The organism is Paraburkholderia sp. C35, from assembly GCF_003121405.1.
GTDB lineage: Bacteria > Pseudomonadota > Gammaproteobacteria > Burkholderiales > Burkholderiaceae > Paraburkholderia.
In genome coordinates, this window is record NZ_QBUY01000122.1 from 1 (window position 1) to 25,627 (window position 25,627).

26 protein-coding genes are annotated in these 25,627 nt (G+C 62.0%); 8 read left to right on the plus strand and 18 right to left on the minus strand.

The features are described 5' to 3' along the window. Positions 1-348: 348 nt before the first annotated feature. From cheZ to flhD, 13 genes are all read right to left on the minus strand, one after another. On the minus strand, positions 349-1,062 hold the full coding sequence (gene cheZ / locus DK391_RS38425; RefSeq protein WP_109483231.1) for a protein phosphatase CheZ: 714 nt from the start codon (positions 1,060-1,062) through the stop codon (positions 349-351). Position 1,063: 1 nt separating this feature from the next. Beyond that, positions 1,064-1,459 carry a chemotaxis response regulator CheY gene (gene cheY / locus DK391_RS38430; protein ID WP_109483232.1) on the minus strand — a complete coding sequence of 132 codons (396 nt, stop codon included), beginning with the start codon at positions 1,457-1,459 and terminating at the stop codon, positions 1,064-1,066. Positions 1,460-1,532: 73 nt separating this feature from the next. Beyond that, positions 1,533-2,636 carry a chemotaxis response regulator protein-glutamate methylesterase gene (locus DK391_RS38435; protein WP_162601024.1) on the minus strand — a complete coding sequence of 368 codons (1,104 nt, stop codon included), beginning with the start codon at positions 2,634-2,636 and terminating at the stop codon, positions 1,533-1,535. A 5-nt stretch (positions 2,637-2,641) separates the two neighbouring features. Continuing rightward, a complete protein-coding gene (gene cheD / locus DK391_RS38440) occupies positions 2,642-3,448 on the minus strand; it encodes a chemoreceptor glutamine deamidase CheD (protein WP_109483234.1) in 807 nt (268 codons plus the stop codon). Then, positions 3,445-4,380, minus strand: a complete 936-nt coding sequence (locus tag DK391_RS38445; RefSeq protein ID WP_109483235.1) for a CheR family methyltransferase — start codon at positions 4,378-4,380, stop codon at positions 3,445-3,447. Before DK391_RS38445 ends, cheD begins: the two co-directional genes overlap by 4 nt. Positions 4,381-4,683: 303 nt before the next feature. Further along, on the minus strand, positions 4,684-6,471 hold the full coding sequence (locus DK391_RS38455; protein WP_109483237.1) for a methyl-accepting chemotaxis protein: 1,788 nt from the start codon (positions 6,469-6,471) through the stop codon (positions 4,684-4,686). 165 nt (positions 6,472-6,636) lie between these two features. After that, complete coding sequence (locus DK391_RS38460; protein ID WP_109483238.1) at positions 6,637-7,164, minus strand: chemotaxis protein CheW; 528 nt, start codon at positions 7,162-7,164, stop codon at positions 6,637-6,639. Between the two features lie 40 nt (positions 7,165-7,204). Continuing rightward, on the minus strand, positions 7,205-9,502 hold the full coding sequence (gene cheA, locus DK391_RS38465; protein ID WP_109483239.1) for a chemotaxis protein CheA: 2,298 nt from the start codon (positions 9,500-9,502) through the stop codon (positions 7,205-7,207). Between the two features lie 73 nt (positions 9,503-9,575). Beyond that, positions 9,576-9,938, minus strand: a complete 363-nt coding sequence (locus DK391_RS38470; protein WP_109483240.1) for a response regulator — start codon at positions 9,936-9,938, stop codon at positions 9,576-9,578. A 69-nt stretch (positions 9,939-10,007) separates the two neighbouring features. After that, entirely contained in the window at positions 10,008-11,108 is a 1,101-nt protein-coding gene (gene motB, locus DK391_RS38475) for a flagellar motor protein MotB (protein WP_109483241.1), read from the minus strand. Positions 11,109-11,120: 12 nt separating this feature from the next. Then, positions 11,121-11,981 (minus strand): flagellar motor stator protein MotA, encoded by an 861-nt coding sequence (gene motA, locus DK391_RS38480; protein WP_109483242.1) that lies wholly within the window; start codon positions 11,979-11,981, stop codon positions 11,121-11,123. A 160-nt stretch (positions 11,982-12,141) separates the two neighbouring features. Further along, positions 12,142-12,777, minus strand: coding sequence for a flagellar transcriptional regulator FlhC (gene flhC, locus DK391_RS38485; RefSeq protein ID WP_109483243.1), 636 nt, complete (start codon positions 12,775-12,777; stop codon positions 12,142-12,144). A gap of 134 nt (positions 12,778-12,911) precedes the next feature. Then, on the minus strand, positions 12,912-13,232 hold the full coding sequence (gene flhD, locus DK391_RS38490) for a flagellar transcriptional regulator FlhD (RefSeq protein ID WP_109483244.1): 321 nt from the start codon (positions 13,230-13,232) through the stop codon (positions 12,912-12,914). Positions 13,233-13,905: 673 nt separating this feature from the next. Between flhD and DK391_RS38495 the strand changes: the two genes are divergently transcribed. Beyond that, positions 13,906-14,970 carry a glycosyltransferase family 4 protein gene (locus DK391_RS38495; protein ID WP_109483245.1) on the plus strand — a complete coding sequence of 355 codons (1,065 nt, stop codon included), beginning with the start codon at positions 13,906-13,908 and terminating at the stop codon, positions 14,968-14,970. A 309-nt stretch (positions 14,971-15,279) separates the two neighbouring features. Here DK391_RS38495 and DK391_RS38500 read toward each other — a convergent pair whose 3' ends face one another. Further along, positions 15,280-15,582, minus strand: coding sequence for an H-NS histone family protein (locus DK391_RS38500; protein ID WP_109483246.1), 303 nt, complete (start codon positions 15,580-15,582; stop codon positions 15,280-15,282). A 290-nt stretch (positions 15,583-15,872) separates the two neighbouring features. Between DK391_RS38500 and aqpZ the strand changes: the two genes are divergently transcribed. Next, entirely contained in the window at positions 15,873-16,619 is a 747-nt protein-coding gene (gene aqpZ, locus DK391_RS38505; protein WP_109483247.1) for an aquaporin Z, read from the plus strand. A gap of 361 nt (positions 16,620-16,980) precedes the next feature. Next, positions 16,981-17,283 (plus strand): hypothetical protein, encoded by a 303-nt coding sequence (locus tag DK391_RS38510; RefSeq protein ID WP_109483248.1) that lies wholly within the window; start codon positions 16,981-16,983, stop codon positions 17,281-17,283. Between the two features lie 129 nt (positions 17,284-17,412). Here DK391_RS38510 and DK391_RS38515 read toward each other — a convergent pair whose 3' ends face one another. Both DK391_RS38515 and DK391_RS38520 read right to left on the minus strand, forming a co-directional pair. Next, on the minus strand, positions 17,413-18,234 hold the full coding sequence (locus DK391_RS38515; RefSeq protein WP_109483249.1) for a Cof-type HAD-IIB family hydrolase: 822 nt from the start codon (positions 18,232-18,234) through the stop codon (positions 17,413-17,415). A 112-nt stretch (positions 18,235-18,346) separates the two neighbouring features. Beyond that, a complete protein-coding gene (locus DK391_RS38520) occupies positions 18,347-19,234 on the minus strand; it encodes a BadF/BadG/BcrA/BcrD ATPase family protein (protein WP_109483250.1) in 888 nt (295 codons plus the stop codon). Between the two features lie 97 nt (positions 19,235-19,331). Between DK391_RS38520 and DK391_RS38525 the strand changes: the two genes are divergently transcribed. Both DK391_RS38525 and DK391_RS38530 read left to right on the plus strand, forming a co-directional pair. Then, a complete protein-coding gene (locus DK391_RS38525) occupies positions 19,332-19,988 on the plus strand; it encodes a DNA-3-methyladenine glycosylase I (protein ID WP_204117517.1) in 657 nt (218 codons plus the stop codon). Between the two features lie 438 nt (positions 19,989-20,426). Then, positions 20,427-20,852, plus strand: a complete 426-nt coding sequence (locus DK391_RS38530; RefSeq protein WP_109483252.1) for a hypothetical protein — start codon at positions 20,427-20,429, stop codon at positions 20,850-20,852. A 156-nt stretch (positions 20,853-21,008) separates the two neighbouring features. On the opposite strand, the gene rpsU is transcribed toward DK391_RS38530, so the two are convergent. Both rpsU and DK391_RS38540 read right to left on the minus strand, forming a co-directional pair. Further along, positions 21,009-21,221, minus strand: coding sequence for a 30S ribosomal protein S21 (rpsU, locus tag DK391_RS38535; RefSeq protein WP_006050883.1), 213 nt, complete (start codon positions 21,219-21,221; stop codon positions 21,009-21,011). Between the two features lie 295 nt (positions 21,222-21,516). Further along, entirely contained in the window at positions 21,517-22,458 is a 942-nt protein-coding gene (locus tag DK391_RS38540; protein WP_109483253.1) for an aldo/keto reductase, read from the minus strand. Between the two features lie 240 nt (positions 22,459-22,698). Between DK391_RS38540 and DK391_RS38545 the strand changes: the two genes are divergently transcribed. The 3 genes from DK391_RS38545 to DK391_RS38555 all read left to right on the plus strand — a co-directional run bounded on the left by DK391_RS38545 (position 22,699) and on the right by DK391_RS38555 (position 25,441). Next, on the plus strand, positions 22,699-23,517 hold the full coding sequence (locus DK391_RS38545; protein ID WP_109483254.1) for a flagellin domain-containing protein: 819 nt from the start codon (positions 22,699-22,701) through the stop codon (positions 23,515-23,517). Positions 23,518-23,680: 163 nt separating this feature from the next. Further along, on the plus strand, positions 23,681-25,114 hold the full coding sequence (gene fliD, locus DK391_RS38550; protein ID WP_109483255.1) for a flagellar filament capping protein FliD: 1,434 nt from the start codon (positions 23,681-23,683) through the stop codon (positions 25,112-25,114). Between the two features lie 33 nt (positions 25,115-25,147). Further along, the gene (locus tag DK391_RS38555) at positions 25,148-25,441 is read left to right on the plus strand and encodes a flagellar protein FliT (RefSeq protein ID WP_239483073.1); all 294 of its coding nucleotides are present in this window, start codon (positions 25,148-25,150) and stop codon (positions 25,439-25,441) included. Positions 25,442-25,627 lie beyond the last annotated feature (186 nt).

A 25,627-nucleotide genomic window follows, 5' to 3' on the forward strand; every position in this document is an offset into this window, starting at 1 on the left:
CCGGAGTGATGCGTATAAGGCGCGATAACCGACACACCGTTTGCCACCTGGGCGGCCTGGGCCGAACTGGTAAGGCCTGCTGTGACGCGGGTGCTTGAAGAGGGTGATGCGCCCTTAAAGAGCGCTGGCAGCGGGCATCAAAAAAAGTGATGCCGTGTGAAGGATAAGAACGGTGGGGGACCCGCAGGCAACTACAAGAACTGGCGGTGTTCAGCGGCTTTCTTTTGCCTACTTTTCTTTGCCGCGGCAAAGAAAAGTAGGTGCCGCCCCGCACAGGGGCGACGCATGAAGTACCAATACCAAACCGCGGATGCCAGCGCTGGTTCAATCCACCGCAGGGAAAAAAAATCAAAACCCCAAACTGGCTAACAGATCATCAACCTGCCCCTGATCCTGCACAACATCGGCCTTGCCTTCAGGATTAATCTGCGGCCCGTTAAGCAGGCTTTCAGGACTGCCAGTAGGCGAAATAACTTCAGCCTCAGCCACGAGCGCCGCAGCAGTAGCCGCAAACTGCTCGCGCCGCTCAGCGGCAATATTATCGATCAGCACCCCGAGCAGCTGCTGCTCGATCAGATAGACAACTTCCGTGATCTTCTTGATCACCTGCCCCGTCAGATCCTGGAAATCCTGCGCCATCATGATTTCGAGCATCTGCGCGTTGGTCGCCGTCGTGACCTCGGGCACGCCGCGCAGGAACGTGCGCGTGTCGTTCATCAACGCACGCACTTCCTCGCGCTCGATAGGCGCCGCATACCACTGCTCCCAGCGCGCATCGAGTTCCGCCGCGTCCTTCTGCAACTGCTCCTGCATCGGCTTCGCAACTTCAATCGCCGATAACACACGCTCGGCAGCCTGCTCGGTCATCGTCGCGATGTACTTCAGACGGTCGCGGGCGTCCGGCACCGCCTCCGCCGCGCGCTCGACGTGCTTGTCGATCCCCAGCTCGCGCATCGAATCGCGCAGCGTGCGCGTCAACTGTCCGATGCGCGCCAGAATGCGGTCGGTCGCGAGGTCAGCGCCGTCTTCCCGCACGCCCTCCTCGTTGATGGGTGGGTTCACATCAGCTCCCGGTTTTTGCCATCTTCTCGAGAATCTTGTTGAGCTTCTCGTCGAGCGTCGCAGCCGTGAACGGCTTCACCACGTAGCCGCTTGCGCCAGCCTGTGCCGCCGCAATGATGTTTTCCTTCTTCGATTCCGCCGTCACCATCAGCACGGGCAGATGCGTCAGCGAAGCGTCGGCGCGGATTTCCTTCAGCATCGCCAGACCGTCGAGGTTCGGCATGTTCCAGTCCGAAATCACGAAGTCATACGCGCCGCTGCGCAGGCGCGCCAGACCCGCCGCGCCGTCTTCCGCTTCGTCGACGTTCGAGTAACCCAGTTCCTTCAGCAAGTTGCGAACGATCCGGCGCATCGTCGGAAAATCGTCCACAACCAGAATCTTCATTCCCTTATCCATTTCCTGTTCCTTTTCCCCAATCCAGATGTGCGGTGGTCTACGGCTTTATCTCAAATTTGCGCCGAGGCTCGCATCATACGCGTTGAACGCGATCGCCCATTGCTGCCAGGCGCGCCATCACGCGTCGGCTCATTTCAGACAGCGACGCAATTTCGTCCGCTGCGCCCATTGCTATTGCCTCGCGCGGCATGCCGAACACGATGCAGCTCGCTTCGTCCTGCGCGAGCGTGTACGCGCCGGCTTTGCGCATGTCCAGCAGTCCCGCTGCGCCGTCGCGGCCCATGCCCGTGAGAATCACGCCGACAGCGTTCTTCCCCGCGTGCTGCGCCGCCGAGCGGAACAACACATCGACAGACGGACGATGCCGGTTGACCGGCGGGTCGTCTGACAGATGCGCAATATAGTTGGCCCCGCTACGTGCAAGCAACAGGTGAGCGTGGCCGGGCGCGATATACGCATGTCCCGGCAGCACGCGTTCGCCGTGCTCAGCCTCTTTAACGGTAATCCGGCACAAACCATTAAGGCGTTGTGCGAAAGATTTTGTGAATCCGGGCGGCATGTGTTGCGCGATGAGCACAGCGGGCGCATCGGGCGGCAGCGGCACGAGCACTTCGCGGATCGCTTCCGTGCCGCCCGTCGACGCGCCGACGATGATCAGCTTTTCCGTCGATACGAGCGGATTGTTGAACAGCGGCGCATGCGTTGGGGCGGGCGCCGCCGCAGCGGCGTGACCGGCGCTCGCAGCCGCATGATGCACGGGCGCGGCCTGACGCACGCGTGCGCGGGCAGCCGCGCGGATCTTGTCGGCGAGCTTTTCCGAGTAGTCGAGCATGCCGTCGCGGATACCGACCTTCGGCTTGGTCACGAAATCGACGGCACCGAGTTCGAGTGCGCGCAGCGTGATTTCCGAACCGCGCTCCGTCAGCGACGACACCATCACGACAGGCATCGGCCGCAGACGCATCAGCTTCTCGAGGAAGTCGAGGCCGTCCATGCGCGGCATTTCGACGTCGAGTGTCAGCACGTCCGGGTTGTGTTGCTTGATGAGATCGCGCGCGACGAGCGGGTCCGGCGCCGTGGCGACGACCGTCATGTCGGGTTGCGAGTTGATGATTTCCGTCATCAGGCTACGAATCAACGCCGAATCGTCGACGCACAATACCTTGATCTTTTGCACAGCGTTCACGCCTCCTCTACTGTCCTGGCGTTATTGGATTGGATCGGGCGCGCAGTGGCGCCGAATAATTCGATACGTGGCTTCGCGCCGGCCGGACGCGCTGCGCCCGTGCCATTGCCCGAAGCCGGGTTGGCACCCGCTGCGCCGCTTGCACCGAATAGCTCGATGCGCGGCTTGCCGGCAGCCGGCGCGGAAAACAGTTCGACCCGCGCACGCGCTTTCGCGAGCCGTTCGGCGCGCTCTTCGGCCGTTTGCCGGGCGAGCGCCTGTTCGCGTTCCGCCACCCCTTCTTCCTGCTGAAGACGCAGCTTCTTGACCATCACCTGACCGGTACGCGGCATGAACGCAACCTTGCGTGGATGCTTGCCTTCCAGGTCTTCAGCGACGATGCGGATCTTTTCGAGCGCGAGATAGCGACGCACGAACTCGGAGTTGCGGTCGCCGATGTTCATGGTCGTCATGCCCGCCAGCACGGCCGCGCCGCCGAACACCTTGGCCTCGAAACGCTCGCGGCGTCCGCCCGCCTTGATCAGTTCATTGATCAGCACTTCCATCGCGTACGCGCCGTAGCGCATCGAGTCGGATGCGGCCTGCGCGACGTCGGCGCCGTCGTCGGGCAGCATGAAGTGATTCATGCCACCGATGCCCGCCGTGCGATCCTGGATGCACGCCGCCACGCACGAGCCGAGCACGGTGACGAGCACCATGTCTTCGTGCGTCGTGTAGAACTCGTTCGGCAGCAGCTTCACGCCAGGCTTCTGGAAGTGATTGTCGAAATACAGGTTGGTTGCGATCGGCAGGGTGCTGCTCATGCTGGCACCCCGCTCGTTGCACGTTGCGACGTGCGGCCAGCCGCGCCGGCGCCGCCATCGCGCGTCAGTTCATAGCCCGTCTGGCCGCGCAGTCGGAACGCCTGCGTGACATAGGTGAAGTTCTCCGAATGCCCGGCGAACAGCAGGCCGCCCGGCTTCACCAGCGGTTCGAAGCGCGACAGCACCTGCCCTTGCGTCGGCTTGTCGAAGTAGATCATCACGTTGCGGCAGAAAATCGCGTCGAACTGCGTGCTCAGCCGGTAGTCGCGGTCGGTCAGGTTCAGCTGCTCGAAGCGGATCATCGCGCGCACTTCGGGGCGCACCTTCACCATGCCCGCATGCGCGCCGGTGCCCTTCAGGAAGAAGCGCTTGAGCCGCTCCGGCGACAGATGCTTGACCTGATCGAACTGATACGTGCCCGCCTCGCCTTTGGCGAGCACCTGCGTGTCGATGTCGGTGGCGAGCACGGTGGCCTGGCGCGCGGCCTGATCGCCGAGTGCTTCGATCAGCGTCATCGCGATCGAATACGGCTCCTCACCTGTCGATGCCGCCGAGCACCATACCGAGACAGGCGCCTGACGCCGCTTGACGAAGTCGGCGAGGATCGGAAAGTGATGCGCCTCGCGGAAAAACGCAGTGAGGTTGGTCGTCAGCGCGTTGGTGAAGGCTTCCCACTCGGCGGGATCGTTGTCCGCCTCGAGCGCGTCGAGATACTGGCGGAACGAGTCCAGCCCGCGTGCCCGGAGGCGTCGCGCGAGACGGCTGTACGCCATGTCGCGCTTGTGATCCGACAGGGAAATGCCTGCGCTGCGATGAATCAGTTCACGAATGCGGGCGAAATCCGCCGAGGTGAACTCGAAGTCGCGTGCCTGCTCGCCGGATCTTCCCGGCTCTGCCCGCTCAGGGCGTGTTTGCGCGCGCGTTGCCATCATGATGTCTTCCGTCTGCCATAAGGAGCGCCGCACCGCCCGTCGATCCTGCCAATGCCGCTAATGCCTGCGATGTTGCACGCGCTGTCGCCAGCGCCGCGGCCTTCTGTTCTGCCCTGCTGTCCTGCCTGCTTCCACTGCGCTGCACGCGGCTGCGTCGAGCCTGCCACGCGCACCATGTTCAGATTCCCGCTGCCTGCTTCCGATGCGAACTCACAGCACGTCGCGTGCGCCGATTCACGGCGCGCCGCGTTGAAACGTCCATCACGGGACGATGTGCTGGGAGTCCACATTGCCATCTACCGCTCAAAACGTTTCCCAGTCGGCGTCCGACGACGCGGCCACGGCCGTCTGACGCGGCGCGACTTCGGCTGCTGCGACGCTCGCCCGCTTCACCGCCGGTTCGACGCGTGCGGGCGAAGCGGCTTCGGCCTTCGCAACGACAGGCTGTGCATGCACCGGCTTCGCTGCGTGTGCGACAGCTGCCTGCACGCGCGTTTTCGCGGTGCTGGCTGTCGGCTTCGCGGCCTGCTGCTGCGCGCCGCTTACGCGCCACTGTCCGATCACCGTCTGCAGCGAGCGGGTCTGCTCTTCGAGCGATGCCGCGGCGGCTGCCGCTTCCTCGACGAGTGCCGCGTTCTGCTGCGTCACTTCGTCCATCTGCACGACGGCGCGATTGACCTGTTCGATGCCGCCCGACTGTTCTTCCGATGCCGCGCTGATCTCGCCCATGATGTCCGTCACGCGGCGCACGGCCTGCACGATCTCGTCCATCGTCGTGCCCGCGCGGCCAACCAGCGCCGAGCCGCTTTGCACCTTGTCGGCGGAATCGCCGATCAGTTCCTTGATTTCCTTCGCCGCGCTCGCGCTGCGTTGCGCGAGGCTGCGCACTTCGCCTGCGACCACTGCGAAACCGCGGCCCTGCTCGCCTGCGCGCGCCGCTTCGACGGCTGCGTTCAGTGCGAGGATGTTGGTCTGGAACGCAATGCCTTCGATCACGCTGATGATGTCGACGACCTTGTTCGAGCTGGTCGCGATGTCCTGCATCGTGCTCACGACCTGGCTTACCACTTCGCCGCCGCGCGTCGCGATGTCCGACGCGTTCACGGCAAGCTGGCTCGCCTGGCGCGCGTTATCGGCGTTCTGCTTCACGGTGCCCGTCAGCTGTTCCATGCTCGACGCCGTTTCCTGCAGCGATGCCGCCTGCTGTTCCGTGCGTTGCGACAGATCGGTATTGCCCATGGCGATTTCGCGCGCGCCGGTGTCGATCGATTCGACGCTCGTATGCACCGAGCGGATCATGCCCGACAGGCTTTCCTGCATCGTCTTGACAGCCTTGAACAGACGGCCGATTTCATTGCTGCCCGTCGTGTCCAGCTGCTGCGACAGGTCGCCCTTTGCAATGCGCTCGAAGCAGGCCACGGCGTTGTCGAGCGGTTGCACGATCATGCCGCGCAGTGCGAACCGGATCGCCACCACCAGCACCAGCGCCACCGCGATCACAGCGATGATCGCCGCGCGCAGCACGCTCATTTGCGCGGCGGTGTCGTCCTGCTGCTGTTCGGCGTGCGCCTGCAGTGCCTTCACGACAGGCGACGCGGCGTTGTCGTAGTCGACGAACATCGGGCTGATCTTCGTGTCGGCGATCGCGTGATAGCCGGACAGATCGCTGGCACGCAGCGCCGTGAACTCGGGGTTCACGCCGTCGTTGAGCAGCGTCGCGCGCTTCGCGACCACCGCGTCCACCAGCGACTGATCGATGCCGTTCTTCGGCGTGTTGAGAAACGCCTGCCAGTTTTCATTCGATTTACCGAGCAGTTCGGCCGCGCGGTCGAGCACCTGCTTCGACTGCTCGATCTCGCCTGCCGCGATCAGCGCGTTGACGCGGTCGAGCGACACACGCGAGCGCAGCAGAAACGAAGACGAGTCGTTCAGCGTGCGGATCGCGACGAGATCGCCGTGCGCCATGCTGTCGAGTGCATCGCCCGAACGGCTCAGTGCGGTGAGCCCGAGCGCCCCGACGATCACCGTCAGCGCTACGAGAATGATCCCGACGAGTGTCAGCGTCGTGCGGATCGACCATCTGCTCAGCATTTGTTGTACTCCCTGTGTCGATCAGAGTTAGCGCTTCAGCGCTTACTCTGATCCCATGCCTAGTCGGTTGGAGTTAGCGCTTTAGCGCTTACTCCAACCCCTTGGCGAGTCGATCGGCGCTGCTTATCCATCGCCAGCTCCAACCTCACGCCAAGCCTGCGCGCCTTACTTACCCAGCGTTTCCGTCAGCGCCATTTCCCGGCTGGTCATCAGCTTTTCGATGTCCATCAGGATCAGCATGCGGCCATCGACGGTGCCGAGGCCCGTCAAATATTCCGCCGTCAGCGTCGCGCCGAACTCAGGCGCGGGCATGATCTGATCGGTAGCCAGCGTCAGCACGTCCGACACGCCGTCCACGACCATACCGACCACGCGGCCCGCCACGTTCAGGATGATCACGACCGTCTGATGGTCGTACTCGACTCGCCCAAGGTGAAACTTGATGCGCATATCGACGATCGGCACGATGATGCCGCGCAGGTTGATCACGCCCTTGATGAACTCGGGCGCGTTCGCGATGCGTGTCACGCTGTCGTAGCCGCGGATTTCCTGCACCTTCAGGATGTCGATGCCGTACTCTTCGGCGCCGAGCGTGAAGATCAGGAATTCCTGACCGCTCGCGTCGGCTTGCGCGTCGCGGCGGCCGATCGAACCGGCTACGCCGTTCGAATTGATGGATTGGACTTCTGCCACGTTAGCCCCCAAAACGGTTGGGATGAGTTGAGTTTCAGTTTCAGGCGAGCGCCATCGCCGCACCATGCGACGCACGCGACTCGCGATTCAGTGCCGCCACGTCCACGATCAGCGCGACGCTGCCGTCGCCGAGAATGGTCGCAGCGGAAATGCCGTGTACCTTGCGGTAATTCGTTTCGAGGTTCTTCACCACCACCTGCTGCTGGCCGACCAGTTCGTCGATCAGCATCGCGAAGCGCCGTCCTTCCGTCTGCATGATGGTGACGATGCCTTGCGTCGGATCGGTGCGCGCTTCGTCGACGGAGAACACTTCGTGCAGCGCGACGAGCGGCAGATATTCGCCACGCACCCGCACGACGCGTTCGCCGGCCGCGACGGTGTAGATGTCGTCGGCTTGCGGTTGCAGCGACTCCATCACGAAGTTCAGCGGCAGAATGAAAATCTCGCTGCCGACCTTCACCGACATGCCATCCAGAATGGCCAGCGTGAGCGGCAATACGATGCGCGTCGTGCTGCCCTTGCCGGCGTGCGACGTGATTTCGACGTGACCACCCATCGACTGGATGTTCCGCTTCACCACGTCCATGCCGACGCCGCGGCCCGACACGTCCGTGACCTGTTCCGCCGTCGAGAAGCCCGGCAGGAAGATCAGGTTCCAGACTTCTTCGTCCGTCATCGTGTCGCTGACGGTCATGCCCTGCTTGGCCGCCTTCGCGAGAATCTTGTCGCGGCGCAGGCCCGCGCCGTCGTCGCTGACTTCGATCACGATGTTGCCGCCGTGATGCGCAGCGGAGAGCACCAGCTGACCCGTCGAATCCTTGCCCGCCGCCTTGCGCGCCTCGACCGTTTCGATGCCGTGGTCGAGACTGTTGCGCACGAGGTGAGTCAGCGGATCGATGATGCGTTCGATCAGGCTCTTGTCGAGTTCGGTCGCCTGACCGAAGGTGACGAGTTCGACCTGCTTGCCGAGCTTCGCCGCCAGATCGCGCACCAGACGCGGGAAGCGGCTGAAGACGTAATCCATCGGCATCATGCGGATCGACATGACGGCTTCCTGGAGATCGCGCGCGTTGCGCTCCAGTTGCGCCATGCCGTTGAACAGGCGGTCGTGCAGCGCCGGGTCGAAGGTGCTGGTGGTTTCGGCAAGCATGGCCTGCGTGATCACCAGTTCGCCGACCAGGTTGATCAGCTGGTCGACCTTTTCGACGCCCACGCGGATTGAGCTGCCTTCGCCTGCATTCGCGGCCGCTGCCGGACGTGCCTTGCGATCGCCTTCGGCGGATGCAGGCGCGGCCTTCGGCGCAGCGGCGGGCGCGGCTGCGCTGGCCTCCTGCGGCGCCGCTGCAGCGGGTGTAACGATTGCGGGTTCAGCCGGCAGCGAAGCCGGTTGCGCGACCGCGGGTTGTGCAACGGCGGCAGGCGCCGGTGCAGCAGCATGAGCAACAGCAGGCTGCACGACAGCGGCCGGCGCCCCCGCGCCGCCGCTTGCCATGCCCCCCGCATTCGCCGGCTCGGTTTGCGCGGCTTCGGATGCTCCAGGCACACCCTGTTCCGCACCGCTTGCCGGCGCTGCGCCGCGGCCGATCACGATCTGACTTTCGTCGATCACGAAACAGCACACAGCGACGATATCGTCAGACGACACATCCGATTCCAGCCACAGCGTAATGTCACCGCCTGCCTTCACCTGTCCGACTACTCGGCCCAGGTTGCCCAACTCTTCGGTGAGCAGTTCCTGGTCCTTTTCCCCCACGCCCCGTAGCGTAATTTTCAGATGGGGTCCTGCAGCCGCGTCGGATGCAGCAGCGCCGGTCTGTGCCGGTTCGTTGCCTGCCCATTCGCCCGCGGCCTGTACTGCCTGTGCTGCCTGTTCGACTACGTGTTCCGGCGTCTGCCCTTGCGCGGCAACGGGCGCTTCGGCCGGTGCCGCTGCGGCAGCCTGGCCACTGCTTTCCTTATGAAGCCGTTCGAGCTTCGCGCAGATCGCGGCCGCGATGGCCGCATCCGGCTCGGCGCTCGCGCGATAGTCGGCGAGCTGGCCTGAGAGCACGTCCTTGGTTTCGAGGAACGTGTCGATCATGTCCTTGCGCAGCACGATTTCGTTGTTGCGCGCGCGGTCCAGCAGCGATTCGAGAATGTGCGTCGTCTCGGTCAGCGCCGTGAAGCCAAAGGTCGCCGCGCCGCCCTTGATCGAATGCGCTGCGCGGAAGATGGCGGCGAGATCCTCGGGATCGGGATGGCCGACGTCCAGGTTCAGGAGCAACTGCTCCATCTGCGCGAGCAGTTCGTCCGCTTCGTCGAAGAACGTCTGGTAGAACTGAGTGATGTCGAGTGTCATGCGTGTGTCACCGCGAGAGTCCTGGCTGCTATGCCGCTTCCATGTTTCGGTTGCTGTCGGCTGTCCGCTGCGCTCAGGCGAGCGCCGCGACCAGTTCGGTCAGCATGTCGGGGTCGAGCGGCTTTTCGATCCATCCCGTGGCGCCCGCGTCGCGCGCCGCTGCCTTGAACGGCTCGCCGGATTCGGTCGTCAGGACCAGGATCGGCGTGGTGCGGTAAGCGGGGTTGCCGCGCAGTGCGGTGATCAGATCGAGACCGGTGCGGCCGGGCATATGCTGATCGGTCAGCACGAGATCGAACGACATCGCCAGTGCGTTCTCGAGGCCTTCGTTGCCGTCGGCCGCGAGCGTCACCTCATAGCCGGCACCCGTCAGCGTCGCGGCAAGAATTTGCCGCATCGATGCCGAATCGTCGATTGCCAGAATGTGCCTGATCATTCAATCCTCACTGCGCTCACGATGGATCGCGGTAGCGCCTGGTTGGGCGCATCCGCTATCCGCTAACTGTCATTGCGTCGCCGTTGCAGGCGCCGCGCTTTTGTCCGCTGCTTCAGCCGTGCCCTGCGCGATTGCGCTGGTGTCCGTCGTGCTCTTCTCCATCGCGTGCGGCGCTTTCGCGGGCGGCGTCTGGGGAACGGCAGCGGGCGGCTGGGTAATCTTTTGCAGCAGCGGCTTGTTCGTGCCGGCCGCATCGTTCGACAACGTGGTCGACGACGTGTCGTCCTGCATCAGCGCGTCTTCCGAGCGCTTGTTCAGCACGATGATGCTGATGCGGCGATTTTCGGGGTCGAGCGGATCGGCCTTGTTCAGGTTCTGCGTCGATGCGAGACCGAGCACGCGCAGCACCTTCGCCTCGTCCATGCCGCCCGCGATCAGCTCGCGACGCGACGCGTTCGCGCGGTCCGCCGACAGTTCCCAGTTGCTGTAACCCTTTTCGCCGCCTGCGTACGGCACGGCGTCGGTGTGACCCTGCACGACGATGCGATTCGGCACGTCGTTCAGCGTATTGCCGATTGCCTGCAGGATGTCGTGCATGTACGGCTGCACGATGGCTTGCGCGGTGGCGAACATCGGACGCTTCTGCGTATCGACGATTTCGATGCGCAGGCCCTGCAGCGTCGAGTCGATGCGGATCTGCTGCTTGAACTGGCGCAGCACCGGGTTCGCCTCGATCGCGGCCATCAGCTTGACCTGCAGGTCATGCAGACGCACCTGCTCGCGGCGTTCGACAGCGCCCTGCAACTGCTGCAACGCCTGATCGTCGGCGCGTGCGGCCGTGTGCTCGGCGCGATTGGTCGAACCGTCCGACTGACGCGTGATGCCGTCCTTGTCCGTCGAAATGTCGCGGCCGCCGCCGGGAATCTGGCTCGAATCGACCGCGCTGCGGTCACCGCCCCACAGCGTGATCTTCAGCGGCTGGTTGAAGTAATCGGCGATGCCCTTCAGCTGCACTGTCGAGGCGGAGCTCAACAGCCACATCAGCAGGAAGAACGCCATCATTGCCGTCATGAAGTCCGCATACGCGAGCTTCCACGCGCCGCCGTGATGGCCGCCCTTCTTCGGCGCTGCGCGCTTGACAACGATTGCGCGGTCTTTGTCCTTGCTCATCGCCCGCGTTCCTTATTTGGCCTTCACGCGGCGCACGTGCTCTTCGAGCTCGGCGAACGACGGACGCTCGGTCGAGAACAGCACCTTGCGGCCGAATTCGACGGCGATGGCCGGCGCATAACCGTTCAGGCTGGCGAGAATCGTCACCTTGATGCACTGGAACATCTTGGTCGATTCCGTCACGCGCTGTTCGGCGACGCTCGCGAGCGGGCCGATCAGACCGTACGACAGCAGAATGCCGAGGAACGTACCGACCAGTGCCTGCGCGATCATTTCGCCCAGCACTGCAGGCGGCTTGTCGGCGGAAGCCATGGTGTGCACCACGCCCATCACGGCGGCCACGATACCGAACGCGGGCATCGCGTCGCCGACCTTCATCAGCGCGTGTGCCGGAGCTTCGCCTTCGTGGTGATGCGTTTCGATTTCTTCGTCCATCAGACTTTCGATTTCGAACGCATTCATGTTGCCGCCAACCATCAGGCGCAGATAGTCCGTCAGGAATTCGACGATGTGGTGATCAGCAAGAATCTTCGGATACTGCGTGAAGATCGGGCTCTTCTGCGGATCATCGATATCCGCTTCGAGCGTGAGCGTGCCCTCCTTGCGCGCCTTCGCCAGCAGGACGTAGAGGAGCGCCATCAGCTCCATGTAAACGTCCTTGTTGTACTTGGCGCCTTTGAACAGCGTCGGAATCACGCGCAACGTAGCCTTGATGGTCTTCATCCCGTTGCCGAGAATGAACGCACCGAGACCCGCGCCCGCGATCATCAGCACTTCGACGGGCTGCATGAGCGCGCCCAGGTGGCCGCCCTCCAGCGCATAGCCGCCGAAGACGGACAACAGCGTAACGAGTGTTCCCACGAAAATCAGCACTGCCGAGCCCTCACAAAAAGCGACGGGAGACCGTCGTTATTCAGGTTTACGGCATGCAATCGGAAAACTTTGACGTTATGCGCTCGGGATGAGGGGGGTGTTAACCAGAGTGGCGGCGCACCGCCGCCGAAGCCCGCGCGGCGGGCGCGCGGGCGGCCCGTCAGGCGGACGTGGCAACGGCTTCTGGCAAGGCTTCGAGGACTTCTTCGAACGGTGCGGCGAGGGCTGCGTGAGCGCCTGCCCGAGCCTCGGCCTGAAGCGCTTCGCAGCGCGCGTCGGCGGCTTTCCGGGTCTTACCAGCACGCGACGGCGGCGCACACAAACCGCATACGAAGCCATGCTGCGGATCATGCGCGTGTGCGACAAATTGCCCGCGGCAGCGCGTGCAGGATGTCATCTGCAGCATGCCGGAATCGAAGAAACGCACCAGCGTCCACGCGCGCGTCAGGCTGAGCGCCGGCTCGTCGTGGTGCATGCGCACGTGTTCGAGATAGAGCCGGTATGACTTGACGGTCGACTGGATGGTCTCGCAACCGCCCAGCCCCGACATGAACCGGTAGATGTTGTAGAACAGCGACGAGTGAATGTTCGGCTGCCACGTCATGAACCAGTCGGTCGAAAACGGCAGCATGCCCTTGGGCGGCGATACGCCCTTCACTTCCTTGTACAGCTTGATCAGCCGGTCGCGCGACAGCGTCGTCTCGGCTTCGAGCAGCTGCAGACGCGCGCCGAGTTCGATCAGTTCAATCGCCAGGGTGATTTCCCTGACTTCGAGCACCACGCTTTTCTGTGCCATCCGCCTCGCTTCCCGCGTCCGTTGTCGCTCCCCACCGGCGTGACCGGCAGGCAAAAACGATTAAAGCGCCGTTGCCGGCGCGCGTATGGTTGCGTCTGTCCCGGCGCGATTGCGCCTGACCGCCCGCGTCAGTCTCAGCCGATCTGTTCGACGGGCTGGCCCGCCATCAGGATGGCGGAGTGCGCCTGGGCAACGGCCGTCGATTTGCCTTTGTCGGCCAGCGACGAGAGGATCTGGTGATCGTCGAAGCGGAAGCGGCACAGCACCTGGTTGGATGAGGCCAGCTTGACTGTCTGTGCGAGCGACAGGTTGGCGAGCACGTCGGCGAGTTGCTCCGAGATGCCCATGCGGAACATGCCCATTGGCTTGTCCTCGCGCAGCAGACGCTGGGCGAGCAGCAGATAGGACAAGTTCACTTCCCTAATTTCATTGAGCATGTCACTTTGGGTGCTCATTGAATCCCCCGATTCGAATCTGGCTGGTCAGGCCGTCGTAAAACGTTTGCTCGCTCGCGTTAAAAAAAACCACGAACGGCACGCTTATGGTTAGCGTGCATTTTCGCTAAAGGGGCGGCCCAAGAAAATCGGACATACACCCAGACTGGTTGACGGATAAATCCAGGATTTCTGTAGGAGTTTTTCCTACAAATTTTCGCGACAGGGGATTTTGCAGAGAAACGGCGCGTAGAAATCCGCCGACTGCTTACACGCGATGACACGCGTGAAAGGATTGGGAAGCGGATTATGCGCTCATATTCGGCCTGATTCCAAGCGAATTTCGCAGGATATGTTCGGCGGCGCACCATTTGATAAGACGAATCAAGCTCGCAGCATGCTGCGTCAATCCGGGCGAAGTGCGACGGATATTGTCCGGATGCCCATGCCTGCGAGCATTCCGGCAGCAATCGGGCACTTGTTACGCATCATGTTTCGCGCTGTAACAACATTAAGTGTTTGAAAAATAGCTCGAATTGGCGCTGGCGATCCCGATAATGAGACCTAGGGATAACCCCATCGGGCTTCCTGCCGGGGCGGCGGCACATCGCGCCCAACCGTCCGACAGGCTTCCGCGGATTACGCCACACGCAAGGCACCGCAGCGCGAAGCCCTCTGCATAAGGAGATCACGCATGCGAATCGCACAAATCGCACCGTTGTACGAAGCGGTCCCACCGAAACTCTATGGCGGCACAGAACGCGTCGTGTCGTATCTGACCGAAGCGCTGGTCGATCTGGGTCACGATGTGACGCTGTTCGCGAGCGGCGATTCGGTGACGTCCGCGAAACTCGAAGCGGCATGGCCTCGCGCGCTGCGTCTGGACCCGACGGTCCGCGATGCCCTTGCGCCGCACATGGTGCTGCTGGAGAGCGTGCGCAAGATCGCGCATGAGTTCGACGTGCTGCACTTCCACCTCGACTATCTGCCGTTCCCACTGTTTTCGACGCTGGACACGCCGTTCGTGACGACGCTGCACGGCCGCCTCGACCTGCCGGAACTTCAACCGGTGTTCGATACGTTCAGCGAAGCGCCCGTGATCTCGATCTCGGATTCGCAACGCCTGCCGCTACAACAGGCGAACTGGCTCAACACGATCTATCACGGTCTGCCGGATCAGCTGCTGACGCCGCAGACGCACAAGAAGCCCGAATACCTCGCGTTCCTCGGCCGCATCTGTCCGGAAAAGCGCGTCGATACAGCTATCAAGATCGCTGCACAAAGCGGTTTGCCGCTGAAGATCGCCGCCAAGGTGGACAAGGTCGACCAGGAATATTTCAAGACGCAGATCGAGCCGCTGCTGTCGCAAGCGCATGTCGAGTTCATCGGCGAAATCAACGAAGCGCAGAAGCCCGAGTTCCTGTCGGGTGCGAAGGCGCTGCTGTTCCCGATCGACTGGTCGGAGCCGTTTGGTCTCGTGATGATCGAATCGATGGCGTGCGGCACGCCCGTGATCGCGTTCAACCGCGGCTCGGTGCCGGAAGTGATCGATCACGGCGTGACGGGTTTCATCTGCGAGGACGTGCAAGGTGCCGTCGCAGCGCTGCAACGCATCGACGATCTGTCGCGTACGGAAATCCGCTCGCAGTTCGAGCGCCGTTTCAGCTCGAAGATCATGGCGCAGAACTATGTCGACAGCTATAGCGCGCTGCTCGAAGCGACGCGGCGTCCGATGCTGCGCCGGGTGGCAGTGGGCTGATTGTCTGCGGCAGGTCAAGTCTGCCGATAAGCTGAATATCGCGTAATTTGTTCACTTGAACGTTTGCGCGGTCATTCAAAGACAGTTATTCCATTCGCTCACACGAAAAAGCCGCCTCCCCAGGCGGCTTTTTCTATTGCAGCGTTCGGAACTGGACCGGTAATGGAAGCGCTTTCTCCAATGCGCCGCAATGCGTTTTTACCGAATGAAGCGACCCCGTGCTTCAGACGCCTTACCGCGCATTAAACGAAAGTGTTAAACGGCACATTCCACACCATCACCTTCAACCGGCTTTCGGCGTTTGACTAATTACGCCGTGCCGATCAGAAAGCGTTCGCGGTTCTTGCCCGCAATCCACTTGGGCGGCTTTCCCCGGCCGCTCCATGTATTTCCCGACTTTGGATCCTGATACTTCGCAGGCAGCGGCGCCTTCTTGGGCGGGCGTCCGCGGCGAGCGGCCTCGGCAAAGCCGAGGTCATGCGCGCTAAGGCCGTATTCGGCGATTTTCTGGCGGATTTCGGCAATCACATTGCCAACTTCACTCCGTCGTGCTTCGTCCGCTTCGGCCTGCAAGCGGGCAATCTGCGCCTTGAGATCTGCATATTGTGACATTTGGGCTCCCCTCTTTTTCTAAAAGTGGTTAGCACGGAGATTAGCCAATGCTAAAGAAATTAGCAATGGCGGCTAATACCGCGCTATCGAAAGTTTTCGTCTGAGTATTTATTAAAGATCAACGAACCGTTCAATCGGATGGGTCAATATCACGAAATAATTCCCCGTTCGTGAATGACAAATCTTGACAGTCGATTTGTGCAACGTTGCTTAAAATTTGCGCTCCCAAGTGCTGGGTGGCGCGTGCGCTCTCGCTCTTGAATCCCACGTACTTATTAGGATTACACACGATGAACCTCTCCAAACGCCTGGCGGCGGAGCTATTCGGCACCTTTTGGCTCGTGCTCGGCGGCTGCGGCAGCGCTGTCCTTGCGGCAAACTTCGCCGGGCCCGTTCACGGTCTCGGTATCGGCTTCGTTGGCGTGTCGCTCGCCTTCGGCCTGACCGTGCTGACCATGGCGTATGCCATCGGGCATATCTCAGGTTGCCATCTGAACCCCGCCGTGACGGTCGGTCTGACGGTCGCCGGCCGCTTCCCGGCGCGCGACGTCCTGCCGTATGTCGTCGCGCAGGTGCTCGGCGCCGTGCTCGGTGCCTATGTGCTGTCCGTCATCGCGTCGGGCAATCCGGACTTTCATCTGGTCGCCAACGGTTTCGCGAGCAACGGTTATGGCGAACGCTCGCCGGGCCACTACGCGCTGCCCGCCGCCTTCGTCTGCGAAACGGTCATGACGGCCTTCTTCCTGTTCGTGATTCTCGGCGCGACCGACAAGCGCGCGCCCGCAGGCTTCGCACCGATCGCCATCGGCCTGTGCCTCACGCTGATCCATCTGATCTCGATTCCCGTGACCAACACGTCGGTGAACCCGGCGCGCTCGACGGGTCCGGCCATGTTCGTCGGCGGTGCGGCAGTCGATCAGTTGTGGCTGTTCTGGGTCGCGCCGATCCTCGGCGCTGTGATCGCCGGTATCGTCTATCCGCTGGTTGCGGGCGAGCGACATGTCGAGCAGTCCGAGCGCGTGCGCGTGACGGCCTGATCGCAGGCTGTCCGGCCAGGATGACAACGGGGCGCTTAGGCGCCCCGTTTTTCTTTTCCGCCGCGCAATTCCGCTATTAACAAATGGTTCAAATGTAAGGCTGAATTACGCTCGTATTCATCGCCGTTAAAGCGATCTACTGGGATTTTGAAAGCCACATGCGTTGCGGCCCGGTGCAATGCGGGCTTTGGCGGGAAAGCGGCGAAACCTTGCCGATAAAGCGTTGAGCGGCAGCCGCCTTTTGCATGAGGCATCGGCATTGCACGCTTTCACTTCGTAACATCCTGTCGCAGTCACAGCCACCGTCGACGCGTAGATTGAACCTGTACGGCGAACACGCCGCATCTACAGGAGAAGCACAATGAAGCGCATCGTCACTCACATGCTCGTCGCAGTTGGTCTGGCCGCTGGCGCATGCGGTGTCGCACAGGCGCATACGAATCTGAGCATCGGTCTGTCGCTCGGGACGCCTGCGCCCGTCTACGCCGCGCCCGTGCCGCAACCGGTGTACTACGGCAACCGTTACTGGGGCGACCACCGCTATGACGGCTACCGACGCGATCACGGCTGGGATCGGGGCCGCTGGGATCACGGCAACCGCGGCTATGGTAATGATGGCAACCGCTGGAATGACAACCACCGGGGCGGCGGTTATCGCGACTAACGTGCGGACAATCGCGGCGTGATCTGGCTTTGATCTAGCTTTGGAGCGCCGCCGTCTACTGCGCTAGCGATCTGGCGCGTCTCCCTCAAGGGAGCGCGCCATTTTCATTTGAGGCGCTGTTTTTCGCGCTTACGCCGTGTACTCGTCATCGAGTTCGAACAGCTTGCGCAAATGATGCGCGACGCCCGCTTCGAAGTTATTGCCGATACGCGGCACATTCGGCAGACGCTTGATGAGATCGGGATTGGCGTTGTTCATCATGAACGGATGGCCCGCCGTTTCGAGCATATCGATGTCGTTCATGTTGTCGCCGAACGCAACGCACTTCGCCGCCGGAACGCCCAGACGGTCGAGCACGAACTGCAACGCACGCCCCTTCGATACGTTCGCCGTCATCACCTCGAGACAGTCCGGCAGCGAATACGTGACATACAGCGCGTCGCCAAACGTGCGTTCGAGATTGGCCGAGATGACGGCGAGATCTTTGGGATCGCCGATATACAGCGCCTTGGCGATATCCGTACCGTCATGCTTCTGCAGGTCGGTCACGTTGTACGTAAAGCCGGAATCCTGGTGATAGCGCAACAGCTCGGGCGCATCGCGATCGATCAGCCATTCGCGGTCTGCAAACAGATTGACGATCACGCGACCATGCTCGCCCACAATTTCCGGCTTCACCAGTTGCTGGACCATATCTGGCTGAAGATCGCCGGCGAAGATCATTTCGTCGTCAGGCGAATGCACGCGTGCACCGTTCGACGTGATCAGATACGGCCGGATGCCCAGCACATCGCGAATGCCCGCGACGTCGCAATAGTGGCGGCCCGTCGCGATCACGATGTGCTGACCTTGCGCTTCGAGCGCTCGCACGGTGCTGATCGTGAAGGGGTCAACCTGATGGTTGCTGTTCAGCAGCGTTCCATCCAGATCACTGGCGATGACTTTGTACATGGGTAGGCGGCAGGCGACGGCGGAAAGCTCCATTTTATCGCCTCCCGGCGAGCGAGCCGTCTTCTGTGCGCGGAGGCGCTCGCCACATCGGCGGCGCCCGCCGCTCTGCCCGTCATGCGCCGCCGCGAATCCGCGCAGCTTCCCGTTGAGCCATCTGCAACGCGCCGTGTGCCGAATCCGACAGCGGAGCACGCAGACGCTCGCGATACGGCTCGGGCACGTACTCGCTCAACGGCTTGCCGAGCCCGCCGCACAGCGCAACAGGCAAGGTACCGGACGGATCGAGCGCGGCGATCATCTTGGCGATTTCCCGACCGGCTTCCTGCAGCAGACGCGCTGCAAACGGATGCGTCCGGTTCGCGACGACGACGGGCGCGAGACTCGCGTAGGCGGTCTGGTTCGCGTCGCACAGCCAGACCACGAGGCTGTCACGATCGGTTGCGCCGACATGATCGATCAACGCCTGCGAGAGTTCATCGGCGGGAACCCGGCCGTCGAGCGCCTGTTGCGCGTGCACGATGGCTCGAAGGCCGAGCCACGCGCCGCCGGCCTCGTCGGCAGACGGATAGCCGTATCCAGCAACCATGCGGCTTTGGCCTTCACGATCAAGCACGGCCGCGACGCTGCCCGTTCCCAGCGCGACGATCACGCCCGGCTCGCCGCCGTGCGCGCCGAGCAAGGTCGAATAGGCGTCGCTTTCGATCGCAAGCCCTGCAAGCGATGGCGACTTCGCGCGAAACGCCGCCAGCCACTCCCGGGTGTTGACGCCCGCCAGCCCGCAGCCGAATACGAAGCGCGGCCAGTCAGCCGCGACGCCGGCGCGCTCGCAAGCCTGCGCGCTGGCGGCGAGAATCGACTCCCACGCGCGCTCAACACCCAGCGCGAGCCCCGACGGCCCCGCCGTGCCTTGCGCGAGTTCTTTCCCTTCGGCGTTTGCCAGCACGACGCGCGTGCCTGTACCGCCGCCGTCGACACCAACCAGATAGAGATCTTGATTCATCGATTTGCTCATTGATGGATTACTGCATAGCGTGGCAGCTCCCGCCGCCCGCGACAATTAGCCGGATGGCCAGGTTGCGGCAGCAACCCGTTCCGCTATGCTGGCGTGGCCCGGTCGGCGGGCGATCAACCAACCAAGCAGGAGCCTGAACGTGGCGGAGCAGCGATGCAACTGGGCGACGACGAGCGAAGCGCTCGCACATTATCACGACACCGAATGGGGCGTGCCTTCGCGGGATGACCAGCATCTGTTCGAGATGCTGATACTCGAAGGCGCGCAGGCCGGACTGTCGTGGTCGACGATCCTGAACAAGCGCGACGGTTACCGGCGCGCGTTCTCGAACTTCGACATCGACAAGGTCGCCCGCTATTCGCCGCAAAAAATCGACGCGCTGGTGCTCGACGAGTGCATCGTGCGCCATCGCGGCAAGATCGAGTCGACGGTTCTCAATGCGAAAGCGGTCAGGCAGATTCAGGCGGAGCACGGTTCGTTAGCCGATTTCGTGTGGTCATTCGTCGATAACACGCCGATCCAGAACGCCTGGACGAGCTACCAGCACGCGCCCGCATCGACGGATGTGTCGGATGCGCTCAGCAAGGCGCTCCAATCGTACGGCTGCAAATTTGTCGGCACAACGATCTGCTACGCGTTCATGCAGGCCGTCGGCATGGTGAACGATCACCAGACGGATTGCCTGTGCTATTCGCGCTGCGCATCCCTCGGAAAAAAAGGCCGTAAGAAGAGCGCGAAGTGAAGCGATCGACATGATCGCTGGGGATGGCGACTGCATGTCGCGCGCTTGCAACACCTGGATAGTCGCGCGCGGCTCGCTGGCGCGCGCCGTGTTGCGCAGCATCACGGCGGAACCCGCCTCCAGCAAGGCTCCGAACATGACTTGACGAGACGGCCAACCGGCACGCGCACGGCAATGAGCGCTAGCCCACACAAGGGCTGACCTTTTACGCGTTCCGCTCGTTATAACTGATGCATGCGATGTCGATCGACGCACTTCCGGACGGGGATGTCATCCGGGCGTCGAAGCTATCGCTGGTGCATGACGCGCGTTGCAAACGGTGAATTGAGCGGTGTTTGACGCTCTGGTCGCCGCATCGAAGACAAACGCGTCACGGGATACTGTGTTTATTGCACCGGAAATGAATGACCGCTGCGCAGTGCGCGGGGGGAGACCAGCATGAAAAACCATAACTTCCTGACACATCAGGAAATTTTCGACCGGGCAGTCGAACATCTGTTCGGCCAGGGCCGCGCGGCGCTGCTGCCGCGTGGCGGCGGCGCCTACCGCGGCTATTGCGGCGGCTGTCCGGTCGGCAGCTTTATCCATCCACGCGATTACATGACGGCGATGGAAGGCATCCCTGTTCGCTATATCGGCAAGACGTCTTCCGATGTACCGATGTATATGGATGTCGGCGTTGCCGCGCTGAAGAAAGCGCTGCTGCGCTCCCGCCTGAATATTTACGACGCTGCCACAGTCGAACTCTTGAGTTGCCTGCAAAACGTCCACGACGTTTTCGGCACCTGGGAATGGCGCGACCGCTTGCGCTCGATCGCCCGCCAGTTCGTTCTTTCCGACGAACGGGTCCGCTCGGCCGCCTGAATCTCACACACGCGAAACGCCAGGGCGCACGAGCATTCGCCCGTTTTAGCGCCTGAGGGCATCCAGTTTTCAGCGACCCAACGAAAAACGGCGGTGTGGCTTCTTTCGAAGCTCACACCGCCGTTTGGCGTGCTTTCGCGTGCCTTTGAAGCCTGCTTAGTGCAGCTTCTTCGGCAGCATCTGGCTGCGCAGGCGCTTGTGCAGGCGCTTCACTGCAGCTGCCTTCTTGCGCTTACGTGCCGTCGTCGGCTTTTCGTACGATTGGCGCTCACGCAGTTCTGCGATCAGGCCATTCTTTTCGATTGCGCGGCGGAAGCGGCGGATTGCCACTTCGAACGGCTCGTTTTCCTTCAGAAGAATCGTCGTCATGTAATTCCTAAATACGCTTGATACGGTTAATGGCGTGGCGGTAAGCCCACTCACGCGCCGGCCCTCCGGTCGTTCCAGATCTGGCAAAGCACAAATGAAACGAGAGGCAACGCGGCCACGGAGGCCGGAAAAGAGAGGTGGGAGTTCACCGCGAAACGCGGGCAGCGCACGTTGCGGCGCCGCGCCTAGCTAATATTTCGCCACCAGTAACCAATGACGAAACCAGCAAAGATCTCAATTCACTCCCGATCATATCAGGAAATAACCCGTCCAGCCAGCCTTTTGGCGTTTACGATCAGGCACTTGCGTCGTTCAGCGCACGTATATCAGCGTCCGTTAGCGTCAGATGCACTGCAGCGACAAGGCTTTCCAGCTGTTTGACGGATGTTGCGCTGGCGATCGGCGCCGTGATGCTGGGCCGCGCGATCAGCCATGCGAGCGCCACCGCTGCGGGTGTGCTGTTGTGCCGTGCCGACACTTCTTCGAGTGCGTCGAGAATCGCGAAACCGCGTTCGTTCAGATACTTCTCCACCCTGCCGCCGCGCGTGCTTTTCGACAAATCCTCGCGTGAACGGTACTTGCCCGACAGGAAGCCGCTCGCGAGGCTGTAGTAGCACACCACGCCGAGCCGCCCGGCCAGCGCGACGGGTTCGAGATCGGCTTCGTACTCTGCACGATCGTACAGATTGTATTCCGGCTGGATCACCTGATATTGCGGCAGGCCATTGTCCCGCGCGATCTGCAGCGCTTCCTGCAGGCGCGCGCCGCCGTAGTTCGATGCGCCGATCACGCGCACCTTGCCCGCTTCGATCAACTGCTGATACGCGCCGAGCGTCTCGGCGAGTGGCGTGCCTTCGTCGTCGAGATGCGAGAAATACAGGTCGATGTAGTCCGTCTGCAGGCGCCGCAGCGAATCTTCGACTGCCGCGCGGATATTGCCCGCCGACAAGCCCTTGCGGCTTCCCAGCATGCCGACCTTGGTCGACAGCACAATCCGGTCGCGCTTGCCCGACTTCGCGAACCACTTGCCGATGATCGTTTCCGATTCGCCGCCGTGATTGCCCGGCACCCACGCGGAATACACGTCTGCCGTATCGATGAAATTCAGGCCGGCATCGGCGAATGCGTCGAGGATCGAGAACGACGTCGCTTCGTCGGCCGTCCAGCCGAACACGTTGCCGCCGAACATCAGCGGCGAGACCTGAATCTGCGACGTGCCGAGATTGCGTGTCTGCATGACATCCCTCGAGCAAGGTGGCGGGCCACCAAGAATACGCTCTCTTGACATTCGTCACAGACAGCCTGGCGGGAGCTTTCTGACGGCATGCGCCCCTAAATTTCCCGTAATCTCCCCTAAAGTTTTCTTTCGGGCACGCCGTCAACCAGGACAGGCGGCGACGCAATGCACACAGTAAAGCGCGGCGCCAAGCCAAAACAGCCTCTTCATTCCGAGGCGTTTTAAAAACGAGGACGCAAAATGCTGAACATCAACACCAACATCGCTTCGCTGACCGCGCAGAACAACCTGTCGGGTTCGCAAAGCGCACTGTCGCAGGCGATCAACCGCCTGTCGTCGGGCAAGCGTGTGAACTCCGCTGCTGACGACGCGGCAGGTCTGGCGATCTCGACGTCGCAAACGGCATCGATCAACGCCCTGACGCAAGGTGCAGCTAACGCCAACAACGGCATCTCGATGGTGCAAACCACGAACGGCGCGCTGCAATCGATCGTTGACAACCTGCAACGTATTCGCCAGCTGGCAGTGGAAGCAGGCGACGGCTCGCTCGACTCGAACGCACTGGCTAACCTCCAGTCGGAAGTGTCGACCCGTCTGACGGAAATCACCCGCGTTGCACAACAAACGACGTTCAACGGCCAGTCCGTCCTGAACGGTATCGGTTCGGTGAACTTCCAGATCGGCGCGTTCAACGGCCAGCAGATCACGGCAAACTTCGGTTCGCAAAAGTGGGATGCGGGCAGCCTCGGCGTGAGCGGCGTGTCGGTTTCGACGGCATCGGGCGCGCAAGCAGCAATGAGCACGATCGACAGCGTCCTGACGAGCGTCAATACGTTCCAGGCAACGCTCGGCGCAACGCAAAACACGTTCTCGGCAGCTATCTCGACGACGAACACGCAAGCAACGAACATGAGCGCAGCACGTTCGCAGATCACCGACGCAGACTTCGCGACGGAAACGGCGAACCTGTCGAAGGCTCAGGTTCTGCAACAAGCTGGTATCTCGGTTCTGGCGCAAGCGAACTCGATGCCGCAGCAAGTTCTGAAGCTCCTCCAGTAAGAGTGACGACTAGCGGCGCGCAGCACGGCGCCGCGCCCCGAAGCCGCGGCTCGCGCCCGGCTTCGGTACGCAGATGGATAGCATGGTTGGGAGGCTTGCCTCCCATCATGCATTTACAAGCCACGAACAGACGGCATCCCGTTTCGCCCATCGGAGCACCCGCATGACCACCACGTCGACAGCGTCTTCATCAACAGACATTACCTCCCTGCTACAGCAGGCGGCACAGTCTATTATCAGCGGCTCGACCAAGTCGTCCCTGGATGTCAACTCGCTGGTGTCGGCGCTCGTGACGGCGAAAACGGCGGCTCAATCGGCGCAGATCACCAATCAGTCGAATTCGGACAACGCCGAACTGTCTGCAATCGGCAAGATCAAATCGGCGCTCTCGTCGCTGCAGACGGCACTGAGCGGTCTGTCGGACGGCACGGCACTCAGCCAGCTCGCAGTCGCTGTGACGGGTACGGGCACGGGTGTCAACGCAACCGTCGCGACCAATGGCGGCGCGGTGGCGGGTAACTACACGCTCGCGGTGACGAACATCGCGACGGCCAACAAGATTTCCTCGCAGGCGTACGCGTCGGGCGCGAGCCTCGGCAGCGGCACGCTGACGGTCGGCGTCGGCAGCAACTCGATGCAGATCAACGTGTCGTCGACGGATACGCTGGCGAGCATCGCCAGTGCGATCAACACGGCTAACAACAATCCGGGCGTCTCGGCAGCCGTGATCACGGCCGCGGACGGCCAGCATCTGGTGTTGACCTCGACGCAAACGGGCGCGGCCAACACGGTGTCGGTGTCGGCAGGCGCAGGTCTCGACTCGAGCCTGAACACGGCCAGCTTCACGCAGGTTTCCGCGGGCAAGGACGCGCAGTTCTCGCTCGACGGCAACGCGATCACGAGCGCGAGCAACACCATCACGTCGGCTCTCACGGGCGTGAACATCGACATTTCGGGCGCGTCGGCCAACAGCACGCAGACGATCTCGATCACCAACGATACGACGGCCTCGACGAAAGCGATCAACGACTTCGTCACCGCGTACAACAACTACATCACGACGGAAACCGGCCTCACGTGGGATTCGACGCAGGCTACGGGTTCGCAGGCGGGCGCGCTGCTCGGCGACTCGATGACGAACACCATCACCAACGGTCTGGGCAGCCTGATTGCAGGCGGCATTACGGTTGGCGGCAAGACGATCAGTCTTTCGTCGATTGGTATTGACCTGCAGCACGACGGTACGTTGTCGGTTGATGCGACCACGCTGCAGAACGCGCTGACGAGCAACAGCTCGGCGGTTGCGGCCGTGTTCAACTCGACGAACGGCATTGGCACGACGCTGAATTCGTTCATCAACACGTACACGCAAACGAGCGGCACGATCGACCAGCGCACGGCGAACCTGAACACCGACTTGAGCAACCTGTCGGATCAGGCCACGCAGCTCACGAACTATCAGAGCACGCTGACCGACCAGTACAACGCGCAGTTCTCAGCGCTGAACACGCTGATGACGACGATGCAGAACAACACGGCTTACCTGAACCAGCTGTTCGGTGGTGGCGGCCTGTCGGGCTCGCTGAACTCGAAGTAATGCGGCACTAGACCCTGCCTGATGGAACTGACGATGAATGATTCGCTGACACGCGCACTCGATCTGACCCGCGCTCTCGAAGAGGCGGTTTCGCAACAGGATTGGCCGCGCGCGTCGGCGATCGTCGAGGAGCGCTCGCCGCTGCTGATGTCGCTGAAGCCTGAGCAAACGCCCGAGGCGTTGGACAAGATCCGGATGATCCAGAAGATTGATGCTGGGATTTCCGCGCAGGCGCGGAATGGGATGGATCGGCTTTCTGAGCGGCATGGGAGTGCGCTTCAGCGGATTAAGTCTGTGAGTATGTATCACGCGACTGGGATGTTGTAAGGGTTCGGTTTTTTTGTTTTTAGCTTTTTAGTTTTTTAGCTTTTGCTGTTAGATCTGCGGCTTGCTTTTTCGCTGGCATCCGCGATTCGGTGTTGGTGCTTCATGCGTTGCCCCTGTGCGGGGCAGCACCTACTTTTCTTTGCCGCCGCAAAGAAAAGTAGGCAAAAGAAAGCGGGCTAACACCGC